This window comes from Deltaproteobacteria bacterium (genome assembly GCA_017302835.1).
Classification (GTDB): Bacteria; Bdellovibrionota; Bdellovibrionia; order Bdellovibrionales; family Bdellovibrionaceae; genus UBA2316.
Genome location: JAFLCC010000006.1, coordinates 89,532 through 105,953 on the forward strand (window position 1 = coordinate 89,532; position 16,422 = coordinate 105,953).

At 39.1% G+C, this 16,422-nt stretch carries 16 protein-coding genes; 10 read left to right on the forward strand and 6 right to left on the reverse strand.

Annotated features, from left to right (window positions below):
- Positions 1-18 precede the first annotated feature (18 nt).
- Genes J0M15_08405 through J0M15_08415 form a run of 3 tightly spaced genes read left to right on the forward strand, consistent with a single transcriptional unit; the run spans position 19 to position 2,947 of the window.
- Positions 19-1,395: a phosphoglucosamine mutase gene (locus J0M15_08405; protein MBN8537061.1), complete on the forward strand. Its 1,377-nt coding sequence runs from the start codon at positions 19-21 to the stop codon at positions 1,393-1,395.
- 10 nt (positions 1,396-1,405) lie between these two features.
- Entirely contained in the window at positions 1,406-2,137 is a 732-nt protein-coding gene (locus J0M15_08410; protein MBN8537062.1) for a pyridoxine 5'-phosphate synthase, read from the forward strand.
- A 39-nt stretch (positions 2,138-2,176) separates the two neighbouring features.
- Entirely contained in the window at positions 2,177-2,947 is a 771-nt protein-coding gene (locus J0M15_08415; protein ID MBN8537063.1) for a hypothetical protein, read from the forward strand.
- A gap of 20 nt (positions 2,948-2,967) precedes the next feature.
- On the opposite strand, the gene J0M15_08420 is transcribed toward J0M15_08415, so the two are convergent.
- Positions 2,968-4,104: a HAMP domain-containing histidine kinase gene (locus J0M15_08420; protein MBN8537064.1), complete on the reverse strand. Its 1,137-nt coding sequence runs from the start codon at positions 4,102-4,104 to the stop codon at positions 2,968-2,970.
- Positions 4,105-4,175: 71 nt separating this feature from the next.
- Here J0M15_08420 and J0M15_08425 point away from each other — a divergent pair, with 71 nt between their 5' ends.
- Both J0M15_08425 and J0M15_08430 read left to right on the forward strand, forming a co-directional pair.
- Positions 4,176-4,577, forward strand: coding sequence for a response regulator (locus J0M15_08425; GenBank protein MBN8537065.1), 402 nt, complete (start codon positions 4,176-4,178; stop codon positions 4,575-4,577).
- Between the two features lie 193 nt (positions 4,578-4,770).
- Positions 4,771-5,115 (forward strand): hypothetical protein, encoded by a 345-nt coding sequence (locus J0M15_08430; protein ID MBN8537066.1) that lies wholly within the window; start codon positions 4,771-4,773, stop codon positions 5,113-5,115.
- Between the two features lie 57 nt (positions 5,116-5,172).
- Here J0M15_08430 and J0M15_08435 read toward each other — a convergent pair whose 3' ends face one another.
- Positions 5,173-5,994, reverse strand: a complete 822-nt coding sequence (locus J0M15_08435) for a M48 family metalloprotease (protein MBN8537067.1) — start codon at positions 5,992-5,994, stop codon at positions 5,173-5,175.
- Between the two features lie 217 nt (positions 5,995-6,211).
- Here J0M15_08435 and J0M15_08440 point away from each other — a divergent pair, with 217 nt between their 5' ends.
- Positions 6,212-6,640 (forward strand): hypothetical protein, encoded by a 429-nt coding sequence (locus J0M15_08440; protein ID MBN8537068.1) that lies wholly within the window; start codon positions 6,212-6,214, stop codon positions 6,638-6,640.
- Here J0M15_08440 and J0M15_08445 read toward each other — a convergent pair.
- Together J0M15_08445 and J0M15_08450 are read right to left on the reverse strand one after the other, a co-directional pair.
- Complete coding sequence (locus tag J0M15_08445; GenBank protein ID MBN8537069.1) at positions 6,637-7,704, reverse strand: GHKL domain-containing protein; 1,068 nt, start codon at positions 7,702-7,704, stop codon at positions 6,637-6,639. The genes J0M15_08440 and J0M15_08445 overlap by 4 nt on opposite strands.
- Positions 7,705-7,820: 116 nt before the next feature.
- On the reverse strand, positions 7,821-8,099 hold the full coding sequence (locus J0M15_08450; protein MBN8537070.1) for a hypothetical protein: 279 nt from the start codon (positions 8,097-8,099) through the stop codon (positions 7,821-7,823).
- A 175-nt stretch (positions 8,100-8,274) separates the two neighbouring features.
- Here J0M15_08450 and J0M15_08455 point away from each other — a divergent pair, with 175 nt between their 5' ends.
- A complete protein-coding gene (locus tag J0M15_08455) occupies positions 8,275-10,080 on the forward strand; it encodes a hypothetical protein (protein ID MBN8537071.1) in 1,806 nt (601 codons plus the stop codon).
- Between the two features lie 47 nt (positions 10,081-10,127).
- On the opposite strand, the gene J0M15_08460 is transcribed toward J0M15_08455, so the two are convergent.
- A complete protein-coding gene (locus J0M15_08460) occupies positions 10,128-10,286 on the reverse strand; it encodes a DUF3309 domain-containing protein (protein ID MBN8537072.1) in 159 nt (52 codons plus the stop codon).
- 36 nt (positions 10,287-10,322) lie between these two features.
- Entirely contained in the window at positions 10,323-10,577 is a 255-nt protein-coding gene (locus J0M15_08465; protein MBN8537073.1) for a hypothetical protein, read from the reverse strand.
- 379 nt (positions 10,578-10,956) lie between these two features.
- Here J0M15_08465 and argS point away from each other — a divergent pair, with 379 nt between their 5' ends.
- From argS to J0M15_08480, 3 genes are all read left to right on the forward strand, one after another.
- Positions 10,957-12,792 (forward strand): arginine--tRNA ligase, encoded by a 1,836-nt coding sequence (argS, locus tag J0M15_08470; protein ID MBN8537074.1) that lies wholly within the window; start codon positions 10,957-10,959, stop codon positions 12,790-12,792.
- Between the two features lie 119 nt (positions 12,793-12,911).
- Positions 12,912-14,129 carry an MFS transporter gene (locus J0M15_08475; GenBank protein ID MBN8537075.1) on the forward strand — a complete coding sequence of 406 codons (1,218 nt, stop codon included), beginning with the start codon at positions 12,912-12,914 and terminating at the stop codon, positions 14,127-14,129.
- 27 nt (positions 14,130-14,156) lie between these two features.
- Entirely contained in the window at positions 14,157-16,361 is a 2,205-nt protein-coding gene (locus tag J0M15_08480; protein MBN8537076.1) for a tail fiber domain-containing protein, read from the forward strand.
- Positions 16,362-16,422 lie beyond the last annotated feature (61 nt).

Sequence of the window (16,422 nt, forward strand, 5' to 3'; positions counted from 1 at the left end):
AGGCATTGGGAAAAAACTATGGCTGAAAAAATCAAAAAATTATTTGGAACGGATGGAATCAGAGGAAAGGCTAATCACTTTCCTATAACTGCGGATGTGGTCGTAAAAATTGGTCAGGCCATAGGGGTGATTTTACAAAAACAAAAAAAAGTGGGTTTATCTCCACTTAAAAAAGTGGTTATCGGTAAGGACACACGCCTCTCTGGATACATGATTGAACAAGCGCTTTCGAGTGGTCTGAATTCGATGGGGATTCATGTTCATTTGGTAGGGCCTTTACCAACCCCAGGAATTGGTTATTTAACTCGAACCATGCGAGCACATGCGGGTATTGTGATCAGTGCTTCTCATAATCATTACCAGGACAATGGAATCAAAATTTTTGGCCCCGATGGATTCAAGATCCCAGATGAATTAGAAAAAGAAATTGAAAAGCTTGTTGCTGAAAAAGATCTATATAGTTATTTACCGGATTCTCCGCAAATTGGCAGAACCAAAAGAATTGAAGATGCTCAAGGACGCTACATTGTTTATGCTAAGTCCACATTTCCCTTAGAGTACACCTTGGATGGATTGAGAATTGTTCTGGATACCGCTCATGGTGCTAGTTACAAGGTGGCTCCTGCTATTTTTGAGGAGTTGGGTGCCGAAGTGATTCAAATAGGAAATCAGCCTAATGGAATTAATATAAATGATGAAGTGGGGGCTTTATTTCCGTCAAAGCTAGCGGAAGAAGTATTGAGTTACCGGGCCGATATAGGTATTTCTTTAGATGGAGATGCGGATCGAGTTATTCTGGTGGATGAGCTAGGAAGAATCATGAATGGGGATCATATTCTTGGTCTATGTGCTCTATTTATGAAAAAAAGAGGCGAGCTTAAGAAGAATACTTTGGTGGTGACACAAATGAGTAATTTTGGACTTGAAAAAGCAATGAAGGAGAATGGCATTGCCGTTATCAAAACCAATGTGGGTGATAAGTATGTTGTCGAGGAAATGAAAAAAAATGGGTATAACTTAGGGGGAGAGCAGTCAGGGCATATTATTTTCTTGGACCATACCACTACGGGAGATGGCTGTGTTGCGGCTTTGAATGTGCTTGCCGTGATGAAACAAATGGGACAAAAAGTTTCAGAACTAAATGACTTAATACAGGATGTTCCTCAGGTCTTAATTAATTGTCGAGTCAAAGTGAGAAAAGAATTGGAATCCTTAAAAGGTTTCAATGAATTGATCACTGAAGCGGAAAAGGAACTCAAGGGCAATGGCCGCATTTTTGTCAGATTTTCGGGAACAGAGCCTGTGATCAGAGTCTTAGTAGAAGGTCCTAATAAAGCAAAAATATCAGAACTTGCAGATAAAGTCGCAAGCTTTTTGGATAGAGAGTTATCTTAAGAAAATGAAAATGCGAAAAGAAAAAATAAGATTAGGTGTGAACATAGATCATGTGGCAACCCTCAGAAAGGTCAGGGGGAATACCACTTCCTACCCAGATCTTTTGCATTTATCACAGCTGGCAGCCAAGGGTGGAGCCGATCAAATCACAATCCATTTGAGAGAAGATCGAAGACATATTCAGGATATGGATGTGAAAAAAATCTGCTCTCATTCTTTGATAGATGTGAATCTAGAAATGGCGTGTACGGAAGAGATGACACGTATCGCTCTTAAAAATAAACCACAATGGGTTTGCCTCGTCCCTGAAAATAGAGCTGAACTCACCACCGAAGGTGGACTCGATGTGGAAGCAGCAAAAAATAAAATAAAAAAGGTCATTGATAAAATCCAAAATAAAGGAATAGAAGTCTCTCTATTTATAGAGCCGAATCTAAGACATGTCCAATTAGCTTTTGATCTGGGGGCTGATGCCATTGAATTTCATACCGGGAAATGGGTTCGCCTCGTCCAAAAAAATCAAAAGAGAAGTGAATTTAATAAATTAAAGAAAGCAGCTCAACGTTGTCATCAATTGGGGATGCGTGTTCATGCTGGTCACGGTTTAGATTTGGAACACACACAGCTTATTAAGAACCTCCCCTATTTAAAAGAGTTGAACATTGGCCATTCCATAATCTGTTTTTCTTTAGAGCAGGGGATTGAAAAAACAGTCAGAAAATTCAAATCTATTTTGAAGTAAGAGCTTTCAAATAGAATTTCTCATATTGAGAAACTCTATTTGAAAATAGAAATTTTTGTTTTAAGACTTTACCTATTGTCAGTCACTTGCTACAATATGAAAATGGGCGCTAATAGAAAACTCGTCTATTTGGCTTTTTACTTCTTGTTATCACTGGCTCTTTTGGTTGCACCAACGTCTTGCTCAAATAATAAAAATGAGGATACGGTTACTGATTGCAGCTCTGCGGATGACAGCTTAAAAGATCCAAAAACAATGGGTGAAATAGTCAATTTAATAAATGCACTTCCTAAACCAGTCAGTTTAACTTGTTTTTTGAATGCTTTGAAGCCTCCTTTAAAAGTCTTTGCGGTTAATAGCACTAGCAGCGCCCAGTCAGCAGTTGGCAATGCCAGCCCACGGATTTTTATTCTGAAGGATAAATTATCTTTAAGTGTTGTGCCCGCGGGAATTGGGAAAGATTTACTAGAACTTGGTGAGCTCTACGCGAGTCAAAGTTTTAAGGCTGAGATCAGGTTCCCGGTTGAAGGGAATATAAACATGGCAGGACTTAACAGTTATCTTTCTGGTGGGGCAGGTACTTCAACCTGTTCTGGCTGTCACCTTCATGAATCTAAAATGTCCTATCAAAATACAAGCGGAACTTTTATTTCAGATATTTTTAGACCTGACGAAAGTAAACGGGTTGGAAAAGCTTTTATGAAAATTGAAACGGATATTTGTAAATCAGACGTGAATAAATTTCGCTGTGACATGCTCAAGGCTATTTATGTCAATGGGCAAGCCACTGATGATATTTTCCCCTATTAACGTGAACTCGCACTAGAGCCTCATTTTGCTGGCTTTGGAGCCATTGGTTGCACGGAAGATTCTCCTGAAACAACGGTATTTGTTGTATCAATAATTAGTTTCTTTGGAATCACCATCATAAAAATACATCCACTTCCTGGTGTGTTTGTCACAGAAATTTTTCCATGAAGGAGGGAGACGGCTCGTTTCACAATGGTTAATCCAAGCCCTAGTCCACTCAATTCTTCGCCTCCGGTATTAAATGGCTTAAAAAGAGAATCAATTATTTTAGATGGAATTCCCCCACATTCGTCTTCAACTTCAATGACAACATTTTCTGATGAGGAAGCCGCTTGTAAAGTGATTGAGCCATTTACTTTTGAGTATTTAAGTGCATTTTGCAAAAGATTAGCAATGGCCGATAATAATAATTGCCGATCTGTTTCTATATAAAGTTCTTCTTGTATATTGGTTTTAATTGTTTGATTTTTCGTTTTTGCTTCACTTAGGGAGGTAACTAGTAATTGATCAATGAGAAAGTTTAATTGAAATTTTTCGACGTGAATTGTGGGATCTGATCTCATGCGTACTTCGGATAGGGAGCTATCCATGAGTTTTCGCATTCTCGTAAGGCTTTCTTCTAGAACTCTTGCGGTGCTACCTCTGGATCCGACGATTCCATTCTTGATCATTTCCTGAGCCATGGTCGCGCTCGAAAGGGCATTTCTGAGCTCGTGAACAAGAAAACCTAAGTGTTGAACTTCCTTTTCTTCTTTAATCTTTACATTTTGATATTGAAATTCAGAGACAGATGAGGCGATGGCAATATCAAGACATAAATTGAGATCATTAAACTCTTGAGTGGAAATATTAGAATTATTCCGCTGAGCGTATTCGGTAATTGCCTGGCACATGGCTCCATAGGCATGAACCACGTGGGAAATGGTATAATTTAATTTGAGCAATTCCTTTCCATGAATAGCAGCTTGAGTCAAAATATTTTTTTCAGAATTCCCTAAGTGAGGACTTTTTAGATATTCAATCAAATGATCAAAAAACAATGGGAGCCCTGCCCTTAGTTGGGCCGAAGAAGGCAAGCTTCCTGCCAGTTTGATCGTTTTCTCTTCGGTGAGAGCCAGAATTTCTATTCTATTTTTTTCCAAAAATTCATAGAGCATATTCCTCCAAACTTTATTTAAATAATAAATAAAAAGGCATCATTGAAATAAGTATGATATAAATCATACTTATGGTTACAAAAAAGTCTGTTCTGGTTGTTGATGATTCAACTGAAAATCAAGAGTTGCTTAAAATCATATTTCAAAAATACAGCATCGACGTTCACTGTACATCTAACGGTGAAGAAGCGCTATCATTATTAAATAAAATATCCATTTTACCCGACTTGATTATTTTAGATCTTCAAATGCCCATTATGAATGGGTATCTGTTTAGAAAAGAACAGTTAAAAAATAAAAAGTTCACAGATATTCCTGTTATCGTCATGTCCGCAGATGATGTTCCTGACTTAAATGAAAAAATGGAGTTTCCTCAAGGAGTCTTAATAAAGCCAGTTCAGTTTGATTCTCTTATTAAAACTGTTATCTCTGTCGCCCCCCTCCTGCGGCCACGATTTAAGACTTTTCAATAGGGCTCCTAGTGCCCTAAAGGGCCTTGTTAACTTTTGTTCTCAAAACAAGACTAAAAAATAGAGGTAAAATCAAGACGATACCATACATTAAAATACATTAATTTGATTTTAATTTTGAATTTATTGGCCACAGCTAAGCTATTCTTATAGCCAAGAAATTAACAAGCTTGAGCTTAAACAAAAGGAGTTTCAAATGAAAAAGGTACTATTAGTTTCGTCAATATTAGTGATGGGGTTAGTTACAACTTCTATGGCTGAGGAATCTTCAAAGCCATCTGAAAACCCATCTGAAAAGCGAGAAGAAGTCGTAAAAAATCGTCTCGAAAAACAAGAGAAAAGGATTGAAGAAGGTGTGAAATCAGGGACCATCAATACCGAAGAAGCAAAAAAACTAGAAGCGCAACAAAATAGAATTGAAAAAGTGGAAAAAAAGGCAATGAGTGATGGAAAGATGACTCAGAAAGAATTTCATAAAATTGAAAAAATGCAAAGTGCTGCTAGTAAAAATATAAAAGTTAAAAAACATAATCAAAAATAATAAGTGTAAGCATTAAGGAACTGTCGATAAAATAGCTGGCGCGATAAATATCGCCAGCTATTTTATTTCGTGTCCAGTTCCATATTTTTGTGGAGCTTGAAGATAAATTCTCTGAGATTCTGGCAGCCATTGATTGAGCTGTTCGCGACGATGGACATCAGATGGATGCGTGGACATCCATTCTGGTGGCGTGGCCCCCCCTTTGAGAGCTCCCATTCTTTCCCAAAGTTTTATAGATTCGGATGGATCATAACCGGCTTTTGCCATATAATTTTGACCAAACTGATCGGCCTCAGATTCATCGCCTCGAGAAAATTTTCTATTGAAGAAAGTGAGGGCAATGCCGGCGGCAGCCCCTCCTAGACCCGTAAGAAGTCGACAATTTTCCGTTTTGCAAAGTAATTGACCGCCAACCGCCGTGGCCACGCCAATCAAGGCACCTGTTTGTTGTTCTTCAATAGCTCTGGCATAACCTTTTAGTCCATGTCTGCGAGTGGCATGGGCGACTTCGTGTCCTAGGACGGCAGCCAGGGCTCCTTCTGTTTTAAGAACTGGCATGATTCCTGTGTAAACAGCTATTTTCCCACCAGGCATGCACCAAGCATTTGGTTCTGGAGATTCAATGAGAATGGCTTCCCATTGAAAGTTTTCACCAGAAGCGGCGGCAATCCGTTTGGCCACACGCTGAACCATGGCATTCCAATCTTGTCGGTTTGAGATTTTAGATTTTGCTTTAATATCAGAATAGGCTTTAGCTGCTTCCGTATTAATTTCGCCTTCACTTGGAGTTTGACCATTGGTAAGGGTTGAGCAGTTGACACTGCTAAAGAGAATTAAAAATGACAAAGCAATAAGAAAAATAATTTTTATCAAATTCACGGAACCTCCATTTTGGGCCCAGTCTAGCACTAACAATCTACGGAGTGAAATTATTACTGTCTAAATTATGAGTCTTGATTTCTTTTTTTTACGTAGGTAGAAGCAGTCCTGAGTTATGTTTTTTTGGATTTAAATAAATTCAATAAAAATAAACTAGAAATATTTATTAAATTTAAACTAAATATAAACTAAACCTAAATTAAATAAGGATTATCAAATGAAAAATATTTTAATGTTTATGATGTTATCTGGCTCTGTATTATTTGCTCAAACTCCCGTCTTTACCCAGATGGTGTACCTTCAGTCTAAAAATGGGGTTAAAATTGATGTGGAACTCAGAAGATATTGCTATGAAAAAGACTGCCCCATTAAAGATATCACCGTAAGACTTCCAGGAGCAGGGTATTCAGATAATCGGTATGATGGGACAGTTCATGTGGTTTCTGTCGTACGCTGTCCAAACTCTCAGGAGTCGACACAGGTTCTCAAAGGCCAACGTTCTGGATCTTACCCTGTTTTTGGGGAATTTGTGTTTTATACAAATTATGTTAATTCAAAATGCGTTAGTGAGTTAGCCGTTTATTCTGGGAATCAATGGATTGTTGATCCTATGACGGGAAAAAATAATTTTAATATTAATTATTAAGCCGCTGATCCCTCATTACTTTTGTCCGTGGCCAAAGGTAGGTTGATCGAGAAAATGGTGCTTCCAGGAAGAGAAGCACATTGAATATCCCCTTTATGGGCCCGAATAATCCCTAGAGACACGCTCAGGCCAAGCCCTGTTCCTTGGCCAACATCTTTGGTTGTAAAAAATGGAAAAAACATTTGTTCTTTGACCTCTTCGGTGAGGCCGCGTCCATTATCTATAATCTGTATAAGAATTTGCGTTCCTTCCACCTTACTGTTGATGATAATCTTCGGTTCTGCCATACCTTGAACGGCTTCAATCGCATTTTCAACAATGTTAAATAAGGCTCTGGAAAGCTGATTTTTTTGCCCATCAAGTGAAACATTTGGGACAGTTTCTAATTCAAATTGAATCCCACACATTTTCATTTTTTCTTTAAAAAAGGAAGCGGTGAAATCCATCAACTCATTTAAAGAAAAAACCTTGTTATCTTCGTTCGTTGATTCTCGAGCAAAATACTGTAGCCCCCTGACAACATTTTGAATTCTTAAATTCACATTTGAAATCTTTTGAGCGCAGGAATTGATAAAACCTGACGGATCCATCTGGGGGTTTTTGCTAAGGTAACTTTGAATTTTGAAGACCTGTCCACCCGAAATTGCGAGTGGATTATTGATCTCATGGGCGATTCCGGAAGCCATGCTTCCAAGGAAGGCTAATCGTTGAGAATTAAGCGCATTGGCTCGCTCTGTTAAAAGTTTGTCTTGGGTTTCCCGTAGTTTTTTGAGAGCGGATTCTAGGTTCTCTCTGCCAATTTGAAGATTCAAATTATTTTCAACCCCTCGAACCATCATCTTGGAGAGTCTTCGACTGATTGAAAGAAGGTAGAAGAAAAGTATCAACAAAAAACCAGGAATAGCAACAGCCTGGGCAGGGAGGGATCCTTCGAAAAACCGGTAAATATAAATTGAAGAAGGAAAAAGAAGACAGACGACGTAGAAAAAAACCTGAATTCGTGGAATGGTAACGAGTGCCACTGGAGCCACGGAGGTAAATCCAAACATTAAGGAAAGGGCCACGAGTCTTTCGATTCCGTCGATTTTTGAAAACCAAGCATCAAAACAAAAACCAAGTCCCCATAAGAAAGAGTTAACAATGACTGCGGCTTTTAAGTATTTTTCATTATTGTAAACATTTATTTTTTTTTGATGCCGAGGTAAGACAAAACCGCTCTAAATGTGGTTGCCAGGCCAATCCCTACTCCTAAAATAAAAATAGGTCCCGTAAGAACTCTATAGCCAAACTGATAAAGAATTCCAACAAAGCTTAATACGAAAATAGATCCAATAGAGGACGCCATGCTCCTCTCAAAATGCTCAACGACCAGGATATCCTTCACTCGTTGCTTTAAATTCACCTTTGAATTCGACTCCAAATTTAAATCGAAATCCCAATCGACTTTCTTTAATTCCATGTCTCCTCGTCGGAGGATTTTAGAAAAGAATAAGCCAGACTCAAGACTGGTCTAAGCGGTCGAAGAAGTTGTTGGGGTAGCTGGGCCAGATTAAAGGTAATCGATGCGCATTCACAAAAAACATTTGAATGCTTATTTTATTCCCATTTATGATTGATTTGTTATGATGGACGAGATGACTAGTTTTTTTTTAAGATCAAAGGTTGAAAGATTTAATCAAAAAATGGCTTACTTTGCAAAAGTAAGATTGATTTTGGGCGGTACCATTTTGTTTTTTTGGATTGTTCCCATCTTTAAGGAAAATTTAATTTATCCCTTTTATCAGCTAAGCTTCTTAGGGGTAGGGGTTTTTTTATTAGCCATCTATTTTCAGATGAGGCAAAAAGACTTTTTAATTTATCTAAATGGAAGATTGAATCTTGAAAAAAGAAGCTTATTTTTTCAAAGAAAAATATCAGGAATGGAATATAAAAAAGAGGATAAAGTTGATATTTCTGGCTATCATATCCCTCGAAATTCATTGTGGGAAGATTTGGATATTTTGAAAGAAAAAAATCTATTTCATTTTTTGAATATAACTAAAAACTTAAATGCGGGACAGAAAATAATTAATTTGCTAAGCCAAGAAAAGGTGTCGGAAAACGAGGTTGTCAGCAATCAACGTAAAGTAAAATTTCTAACTCAAACGAAGGGAACACGAAAAATTCTGTTAACCATTTTATCTGAAATTTCAGACAAAATGTCCTTAGAAAATGTAACTATTTTGATGCAAAAGAAACTGGTTTTTAAGGAATCATTAAAATATATAATTTATGTATATTATTTATTTCTTTGGTTTTTGTATTTGGGAGCTGCCTTTTTTGAGTTTAAACCATTTTATATTCTGGGTTGGATAGGTCTTCTTATTCTTTATGCGTTGGTTGGTTTAAAAATAAAAATTTTAGAAAGCTATCCTTGGGTCGTCAGCTTTGATTCTCAAATCAAACGTCTAAAAAATACTTACAAGTATTTAAATAGATTGTCCCAGCAATCCTATCAAGAAGGTGTCCCCTTACTTTTAAATTTTCAAAATAGGGAAAAAGGTTCTGAAATTAATAGAGGGAATTTTTCAAGCATGATTCAACAGCTGGATTTAATTTCATCTTGTTTGGGAATCCGACAAAATTTTATTGTTTATGCATTTGTACACGCTTTTTTACCATGGGATTTTTTTTGGACTCTGCGACTGGAGGTTTTAAAAAATCAGTTAACTCAACTGTTCCCTCAATGGATAGAGGACTTGTCTGAGCTGGAATGTTATGCCCAAATTGCCGAATTTAGTCAGAACTTACAGCATTCTTGCTGGCCAAGCTGGCACACAGAACCTGTTTCTTTAAAAGCTAAGCAGGTCGTTCATCCTTTGATGGATCCCAAGATTGCCGTTCCTAATTCTATCGATTTAGAATTTCAAAAAAATCAACTACTATTAATTACGGGCTCCAACATGGCAGGGAAAAGCACTTTTCTGAGAACCTTGGCCGTGAACCAAATACTCGCCAACATGGGATCTAGGGTGACGGCCAGTGAATTTGTGTCCTCCCCCCTGCAGGTGCTGACGTCTATCAAAAGAACGGATTCCTTAGAGGACGCTTTTTCCACTTTCTATGCAGAGGTAAAAAATTTAAAATGGATTTTAGATCAGTGTCAGGCTCAACCTAGTATTTATTTTATCGATGAAATTTTTAGAGGGACGAATAACAAAGAAAGATTGCTTGGCTCACAAAAATATATTGAAAAGATTTTAGGAACAAAATCAATCGGGATGGTGACCTCCCATGATTTAGAATTATCCCAAATGGCCAAGGAAAACACGGCCATTATTAACGAACATTTTGCAGACAGAGTTGAAAATGGTCGCATGTATTTCGATTATTTAAAAAAAGAAGGCCCTTGCCCCAGCACCAATGCCCTCAAAGTGATGGAGTTGGAAGGGTTGTTTTAAACTCATCTTAACAAACTTGCCCAGCTTGCTAAAGTTAGTTTGAGCGATCAGATTCGTCCCATGAGGACGAGAACAAGAATGATCACTACAACCAAGCCTAAGCCACCGCTGGGACCGTAACCCCAATTTCTGCTATGAGGCCAAGTTGGAATGACACCCACTAACATTAGGACCAGAAGAATTAACAAAATTGTTCCAAAACTCATTGAGGCCTCCTTTAATTATGACTCGGATTAAGTCTATTATTTAATTTGTTCAGATTTGTCTTTGATATCATCAGTAGCATTCTCTATTTTGTGTTTCATTTTTTTACCAAGGCACTGTATTTTTCCATTGATCATTTCACATGTCTTGTCTTGAATGGCTCTGGCGCCCTTCTTGACTCCAGTTTTTGTGTTGCGGGCCGCTTTATGGAGATCTTCAGTTATCGTAGTTTCTTCAGCAAGGGTTGCGAACGCCGGTAATGAAAAAGAAAGAAAAATTAAAAATTTTAACATTTTGAAACTCCTATCTGAAAACATGACTTTGCTTTCAAGTCCCAATAAATAACTATCTTTTGGCTGAATGAGTTGGTTGGCTTGTTTGACTTTTTTATTTCTTCTACGATGTAGAGATTGCAACTTAAGGCCCTACTTTAGATCAACTTGTAGTCGAATTGAGAAAAAGGCACGGGAAAAAAAGCCCCGCTCAAGGCCAATTTTTTACCGAAACGTCTCAATTGCTATCTGCAACCTTGAAAAGCCGCCCAAGAAAGTAAACTCATAAGTCTATGCTAGCGATTGAGCGAAATATAATTAAATACAACTTTTGCCCCTTCGTAAAGTTTATGGTAGAGTCATCCATAAAAAATGGGTTAATGAAGGTAATTGTAAAAATATGAAACTTGAGAAAAATTTATTCGATGTATTGCGGCTTCAAACAGGTGAAATTCTTTTAAAAGCTTTCCAGAGCTGGGAAGAATATAAAAATTTAGAAATGAGCCAGCGCTTAACTCTCCAGCAAGTATATGGATTCCTGGTGGAGCCTCCCCAGAAGGAGTTTGGTGACTTGGCATTTGGGGCTTTTGCCTTGGCGAAAGTATTTAAAAAAGCTCCTCCTCTGGTGGCACAAAATCTCTGTGAAAAGATAATTTCTCTTCCAGAATATGACCCTCAGTTTGCCCAAGTGATCGTTCAAGGGCCCTATATTAATTTTAAGTTTTCTTCACGTGCCCTAAGTGAGAATATTCTCACTCCCATATTAAATGGAAGTTATTTTAAAAGAATCATCTATAAGACGGCTCCAAAAACCATGGTCGAGTTCTCTCAACCGAACACTCACAAGGAACTTCATGTGGGTCACATGAGGAACATGTGTTTGGGTGATTCTATTGTCAAATTGATGAAAGCCGCTGGGATTCCGGTGATCACTTCCACTTTTCCTGGAGATGTAGGGGCTCACGTAGCTAAGTGTCTTTGGTATTTAAAATACCACCATCAACAGCCACTTCCCACAACTCAAAAAGGGGAGTGGATTGGGAAGATATACTCCATTGCCCATAATAAGTTAGAGGATGAAATCGGAACAGATAAAGAAGCGCAGAACAGAGAACAATTGACCGAGATTTTGAAACAATTGGAGCGAAAAAAAGGAGACTTTTTTGATCTCTGGAAAGAAACCAGAAACTGGTCTATTGAGCTCATGAAAGAAATTTATCAATGGGCAGGTATTAGTTTCGATTACTGGTACTGGGAATCTGATGTGGATTCTGACTCTGTTCAGTTGGTTAAAAAATATTTTCATGAGGGAAAATTAAAAGAATCGCAAGGTGCCATAGGCATGGATTTTACCGAAGAAGGTCTTGGGTTCTGCATGCTTTTGAAATCGGATGGTACCGGACTCTATGCCACCAAAGACTTAGAATTGGCCCGAAGGAAATTTCAAGATCATCAAATTGAAAAATCAATTTATGTTGTGGATGTCCGACAAGCCCTTCACTTTAAACAAGTCTTTCGTGTGTTAGATGTGCTTGGTTTTGAGCAGGCTAAAAATTGTTTTCATCTACAGTATAATTTTGTTGAGCTGCCTGATGGCGCTATGAGCTCGCGCAAAGGAAATATCGTTCCTTTGGTGAAGTTGATCAAAGAGATGGAAGCGAAAATTGTAAAAAATTATCTTTCTCGCTATGAAAGTGAATGGTCTCAAGGGGAAATCAATTCAACGGCTCAGATTGTGGCCCAAGGTTCGATTAAGTATGGAATGCTTCGACAAGATCCAGCTAAAAAAATTGTTTTTGAGATGGAAGAATGGCTCCGCTTAGATGGAGAAAGTGGTCCTTTTATTCAGTACTCTTTTGCCAGGATTAACAGTCTCATTACCAAATTATCACTGGATGTGTTTCAACAGCAAATGGATGTTTTCAATTATTCATACCAAAATTTGTCGATGGACTGGTCTTTACTAAAAGAAAAAGCAGAGATTGAGTTGATTCAAATTCTCATGTATTACCATCACCAAATCATGCTTTCGGTGGAAAGTTATAAACCCGCGACCCTTTGTACTTATCTTTATGATGTGGCAAAACGATTTAATTTCTTTTATCATGAAAGCCCCATTTCTCAAATTGAAAATAGAGACTTGAAAAAAGCGCGATTGGGATTAGCCTTGGGTGCGGGTTTGGTTTTGAAAAATGGTTTAGAGCTTTTAGGAATTCCTGTTCCAAAAAGAATGTAGAAGGTGTGATTTGACCAGAATGGTGTAAACAAAAAATTACAAAAAACTGTAGAAATAAAAAATAATTTTCTCAAATTGTAATTGACTTGAAACTAGGGCTAGATATCTTCGACGATACTATGAATAAAATAAAAAAGTCTGATTCAATTCATCCTGTTGTTTGGCTAATTCTTTATATTCCTTTTGGAGCGCTCTCTGGATTTGTCGGTGTCGCGTTGACTTTTCTTGCCACTCGCAGTGGACTTTCGGTTACGGAAGGATCACTTATCATTGGATCACAAATGTTGATTTCATGGCTTAAATGGTTGTGGGCTCCCATGGTGGACATCACGCTGTCGCCAAAGAAGTGGTATGTGATTTCGACAGTTTTATCTGGTGTTGGCGTCATGGCCATGGCGATCATTCCTTTGGGAAAAGACACATTGGGCCTCATACTCCTGATCATTGCCTTGGCAAATATTATTAATTCTGTCGTAGGCATGGCAGTGGAAGCGATGATTGCAAAACTAACCCCTCAAGATCAAATTGGCAGGGTGAGCGCCTGGTTTCAAGCCGGCAATTTAGGTGGGGCAGGTCTAGGGGGAGCCTTTGGGTTGTTCCTTCTTCAGAAATTGCCTGAGCCTTGGATGGCGGGTGTTATCATGGGTTTACTTTTTATTTTATGTTGTGTCGCTTTGTTGCCTCTTCCAAACGTGAACGCACATGTCAGCCACCAGCGTCCCGCAGAAGCCGTAAAAACTGTGGTTATTGGTTTTTGGGAGATGATTAAGGATCGGGTCGGAGTTCTCACCGCTACCATGTGTATCCTCCCGATTGCCACGGGGGCAGCTTCGGGAGTTCTCACTCAAGCCACGGTGGCGGGTTATTGGGGGGCTGGTGCTGAGCAAGTAGGTTTGGTTCAAGGGCTTTTGTCAGGATTAATAACGGCTGTTGGTTGTTTTTTGGGGGGGTGGGTTTGTAATCGGATGAGTGCCCACAAAGCCTACGGCATTTTCGGTATTGCTTTGGCCTTTATTGCTGCTGCCATGGCGGTTTCTCCGGCGACAGTAAGCATGTATGTGGTGTGGAATATGATTTACGCCTTAGGAGTGGGGTTGTCCTATGCGGCTTTCACAGCCATGGCTCTATCCGCTATCGGAAAAGGAGCAGCAGCTACGGGATACAATGTTTTCGCCTCTCTTTCGAACTTCCCTATTTGGTGGCTTGGGCTTCTTTTGGGATGGGTCGCTGATATGAAAGGGCCTCGTGCGATGCTTATTACCGAAGCCATCTTGGGCTTGCTTGGGGTCTTGGTATTTACCCTGGTTGATTACCGTATTAAGGGAAAAATAAAATAAAAATCTTTTAGAATGAAGGGGTTATGAATGATTAAAAAAAATGGTTTTAGTCTTACAGGAGTTCTTATTGCCACCGGTATTGGGGCCCTCATTTTTGGATTTATTGCAGATATGGTTATTTACCAGTATAAAGATCAGAAACATCTTTCACAAAAATTAGAAATGACAGATTTTGCAAATACACTGATAGCTACCTTTGCAAAACCTGGAAACTGTACTTGTCAATTTATCAACAATGCAACAAATCCAAATTTGGCAAATTTTGGAGCCCTTCATTTTGATAGCACCAACGTTTCAGGAACTGAGAGTATCTCGGTGAATAAACTATTTTCTGGATGTTTGGGTGGTGCTAATCCGCCAATTTTACTAGCGGCCAACAATCAACCTCTGCATGGATCGCAAGACCTTATTGTGGACACGGTTAAATTGATCAATCTGAAACCAAGTGGAGGTGGAGCTAATCCTAATGATTGGCAAGGACAATGGCAGGTCATCTTCAAAGTGGCCTCAGGATCGTTAAATAAGCCAAGTCCTCCGGTAATGGTAACTCAAAAATTTACCATTGATCCAACAGTTCCTACGGTGGCATTAATTAGCTCTTGTAATGGAATTTCATCGGGGACAGGAACAACCAATTTTTTAGCTAAATGGAGTGGGATCACAGGAATGCTTATGGATTCAGGAGTGTATGAGGATCCCTTGTTAAAGAAAATAGGGATTGGAACCACCACCCCTACCAATCAGCTTGAAATAGTTACAGAAGGGCCACCCTTTCAAACTCGAAGTACGATCTCTACTTATTATTCTGGCGCAGGTCCACATTATGGGGGGTCCTTTTTGACAAGAGAAGCAAGGGGAACTATGGCTGCCCCAACAGCTGTTCAAACAACAGACCAGCTAGGCTATTATGCTTTTCAAGGTTATGACGGCACTGGTTTTTTCCCGAACACTAATGTCACTGGGATAACATCCTATGCAACTGAAAATTGGACACCCGCCTCACGCGGTAGTAATTTGGCCTTTTTAACAACTGCAAACGGTTCTTCGATAGCAAATATTAACATGACGATCGCTAGCAATGGTAACGTCGGGATTGGAACTAGGACCCCAGATGATACTTTGGAGGTAGTTTTTGGTTCAGGCAGAGGAATCACGGCTACTAAATTTGGTCAAGTTGGTGCGAGGGGAGGCGCTGTCCAAGTGCGAGGATCTCGCGGTACCCAAGCGGCGCCATCAGCCCTATTAGCAAATGATTACCTTGGCTGGGTTTATGGAGAGGGTTATTCCGGTGCTGGGTTCACGTCCCATGCGACGCCTACAGGTATGGCTATAGAAACAACTGAAAATTGGAATGCAACAAACAATGGATCAAGGCTTTCTTTTTTCACGATTCCCAATGGAACAGCAAATGGGCTCGAACGCATGACAGTGCAAGAAAATGGCAACGTCGGTATTGGCACAACCACCCCTCAACAGAAATTGGATGTCAATGGAACCATTCGATTTGGACCTGGAGGCGGAATGCTTCAATCTGTTCCTGTTGGAAATTTTGGCGGAAAGGAAGCTGTATTGACCGTTGCAGATGGACTTGGTGGAGCCAATGATGAAATTTGGATCGGCCCCAATACGGGGGGATACATTGGACATGTCCAAATTAATGCTTCAACCATTCACATGAATAACTCTAATGCTGGCGGCGGTTTTATTTTAACTGGCGATAAGGTTGGAATTGGCACAGCCGCACCAGGCTTTAAACTTGAGGTGAATGGAACGGCTTATGCGGCAGGAGCGGCTGGGGCCTTGTCAGACTCAAGACACAAACAAGGGATATTGCCACTGTCTGACGATGTCCTTGATCAGGTTTTAAAGCTGAATCCCGTAAAATTTGAATGGATTAATCCAAAAGATAAAGGGATGCAGGGCACACAAATGGGCTTTGTGGCTCAAGAGGTGCAGCAACTATTTCCATCAATGATTCTTACAAGTAGCAATGAGGAAAAAACTTTGGGAATAAAATATAACGAAATGACAGCTTTATTTGTAAAGGCCTTTCAACAGTTCTTTCAGTTGTGGATGAATGATGTTGAGAAAAAAACAGATGATATTTTGAGGTTTGATACGGCTCTTGAAAACATGAGGACTGAACTTGAACAGGCAAAACAGGACAATTTGATTTTAAAAAACTATATTTGCAATAAAGATCCAAAAGCAATTTTTTGTAGTGGCCATTAAAGACTCGTGTAAAAATGACGACGATAACGTCATTTTTACTATAAATTTGACAATACTGTCG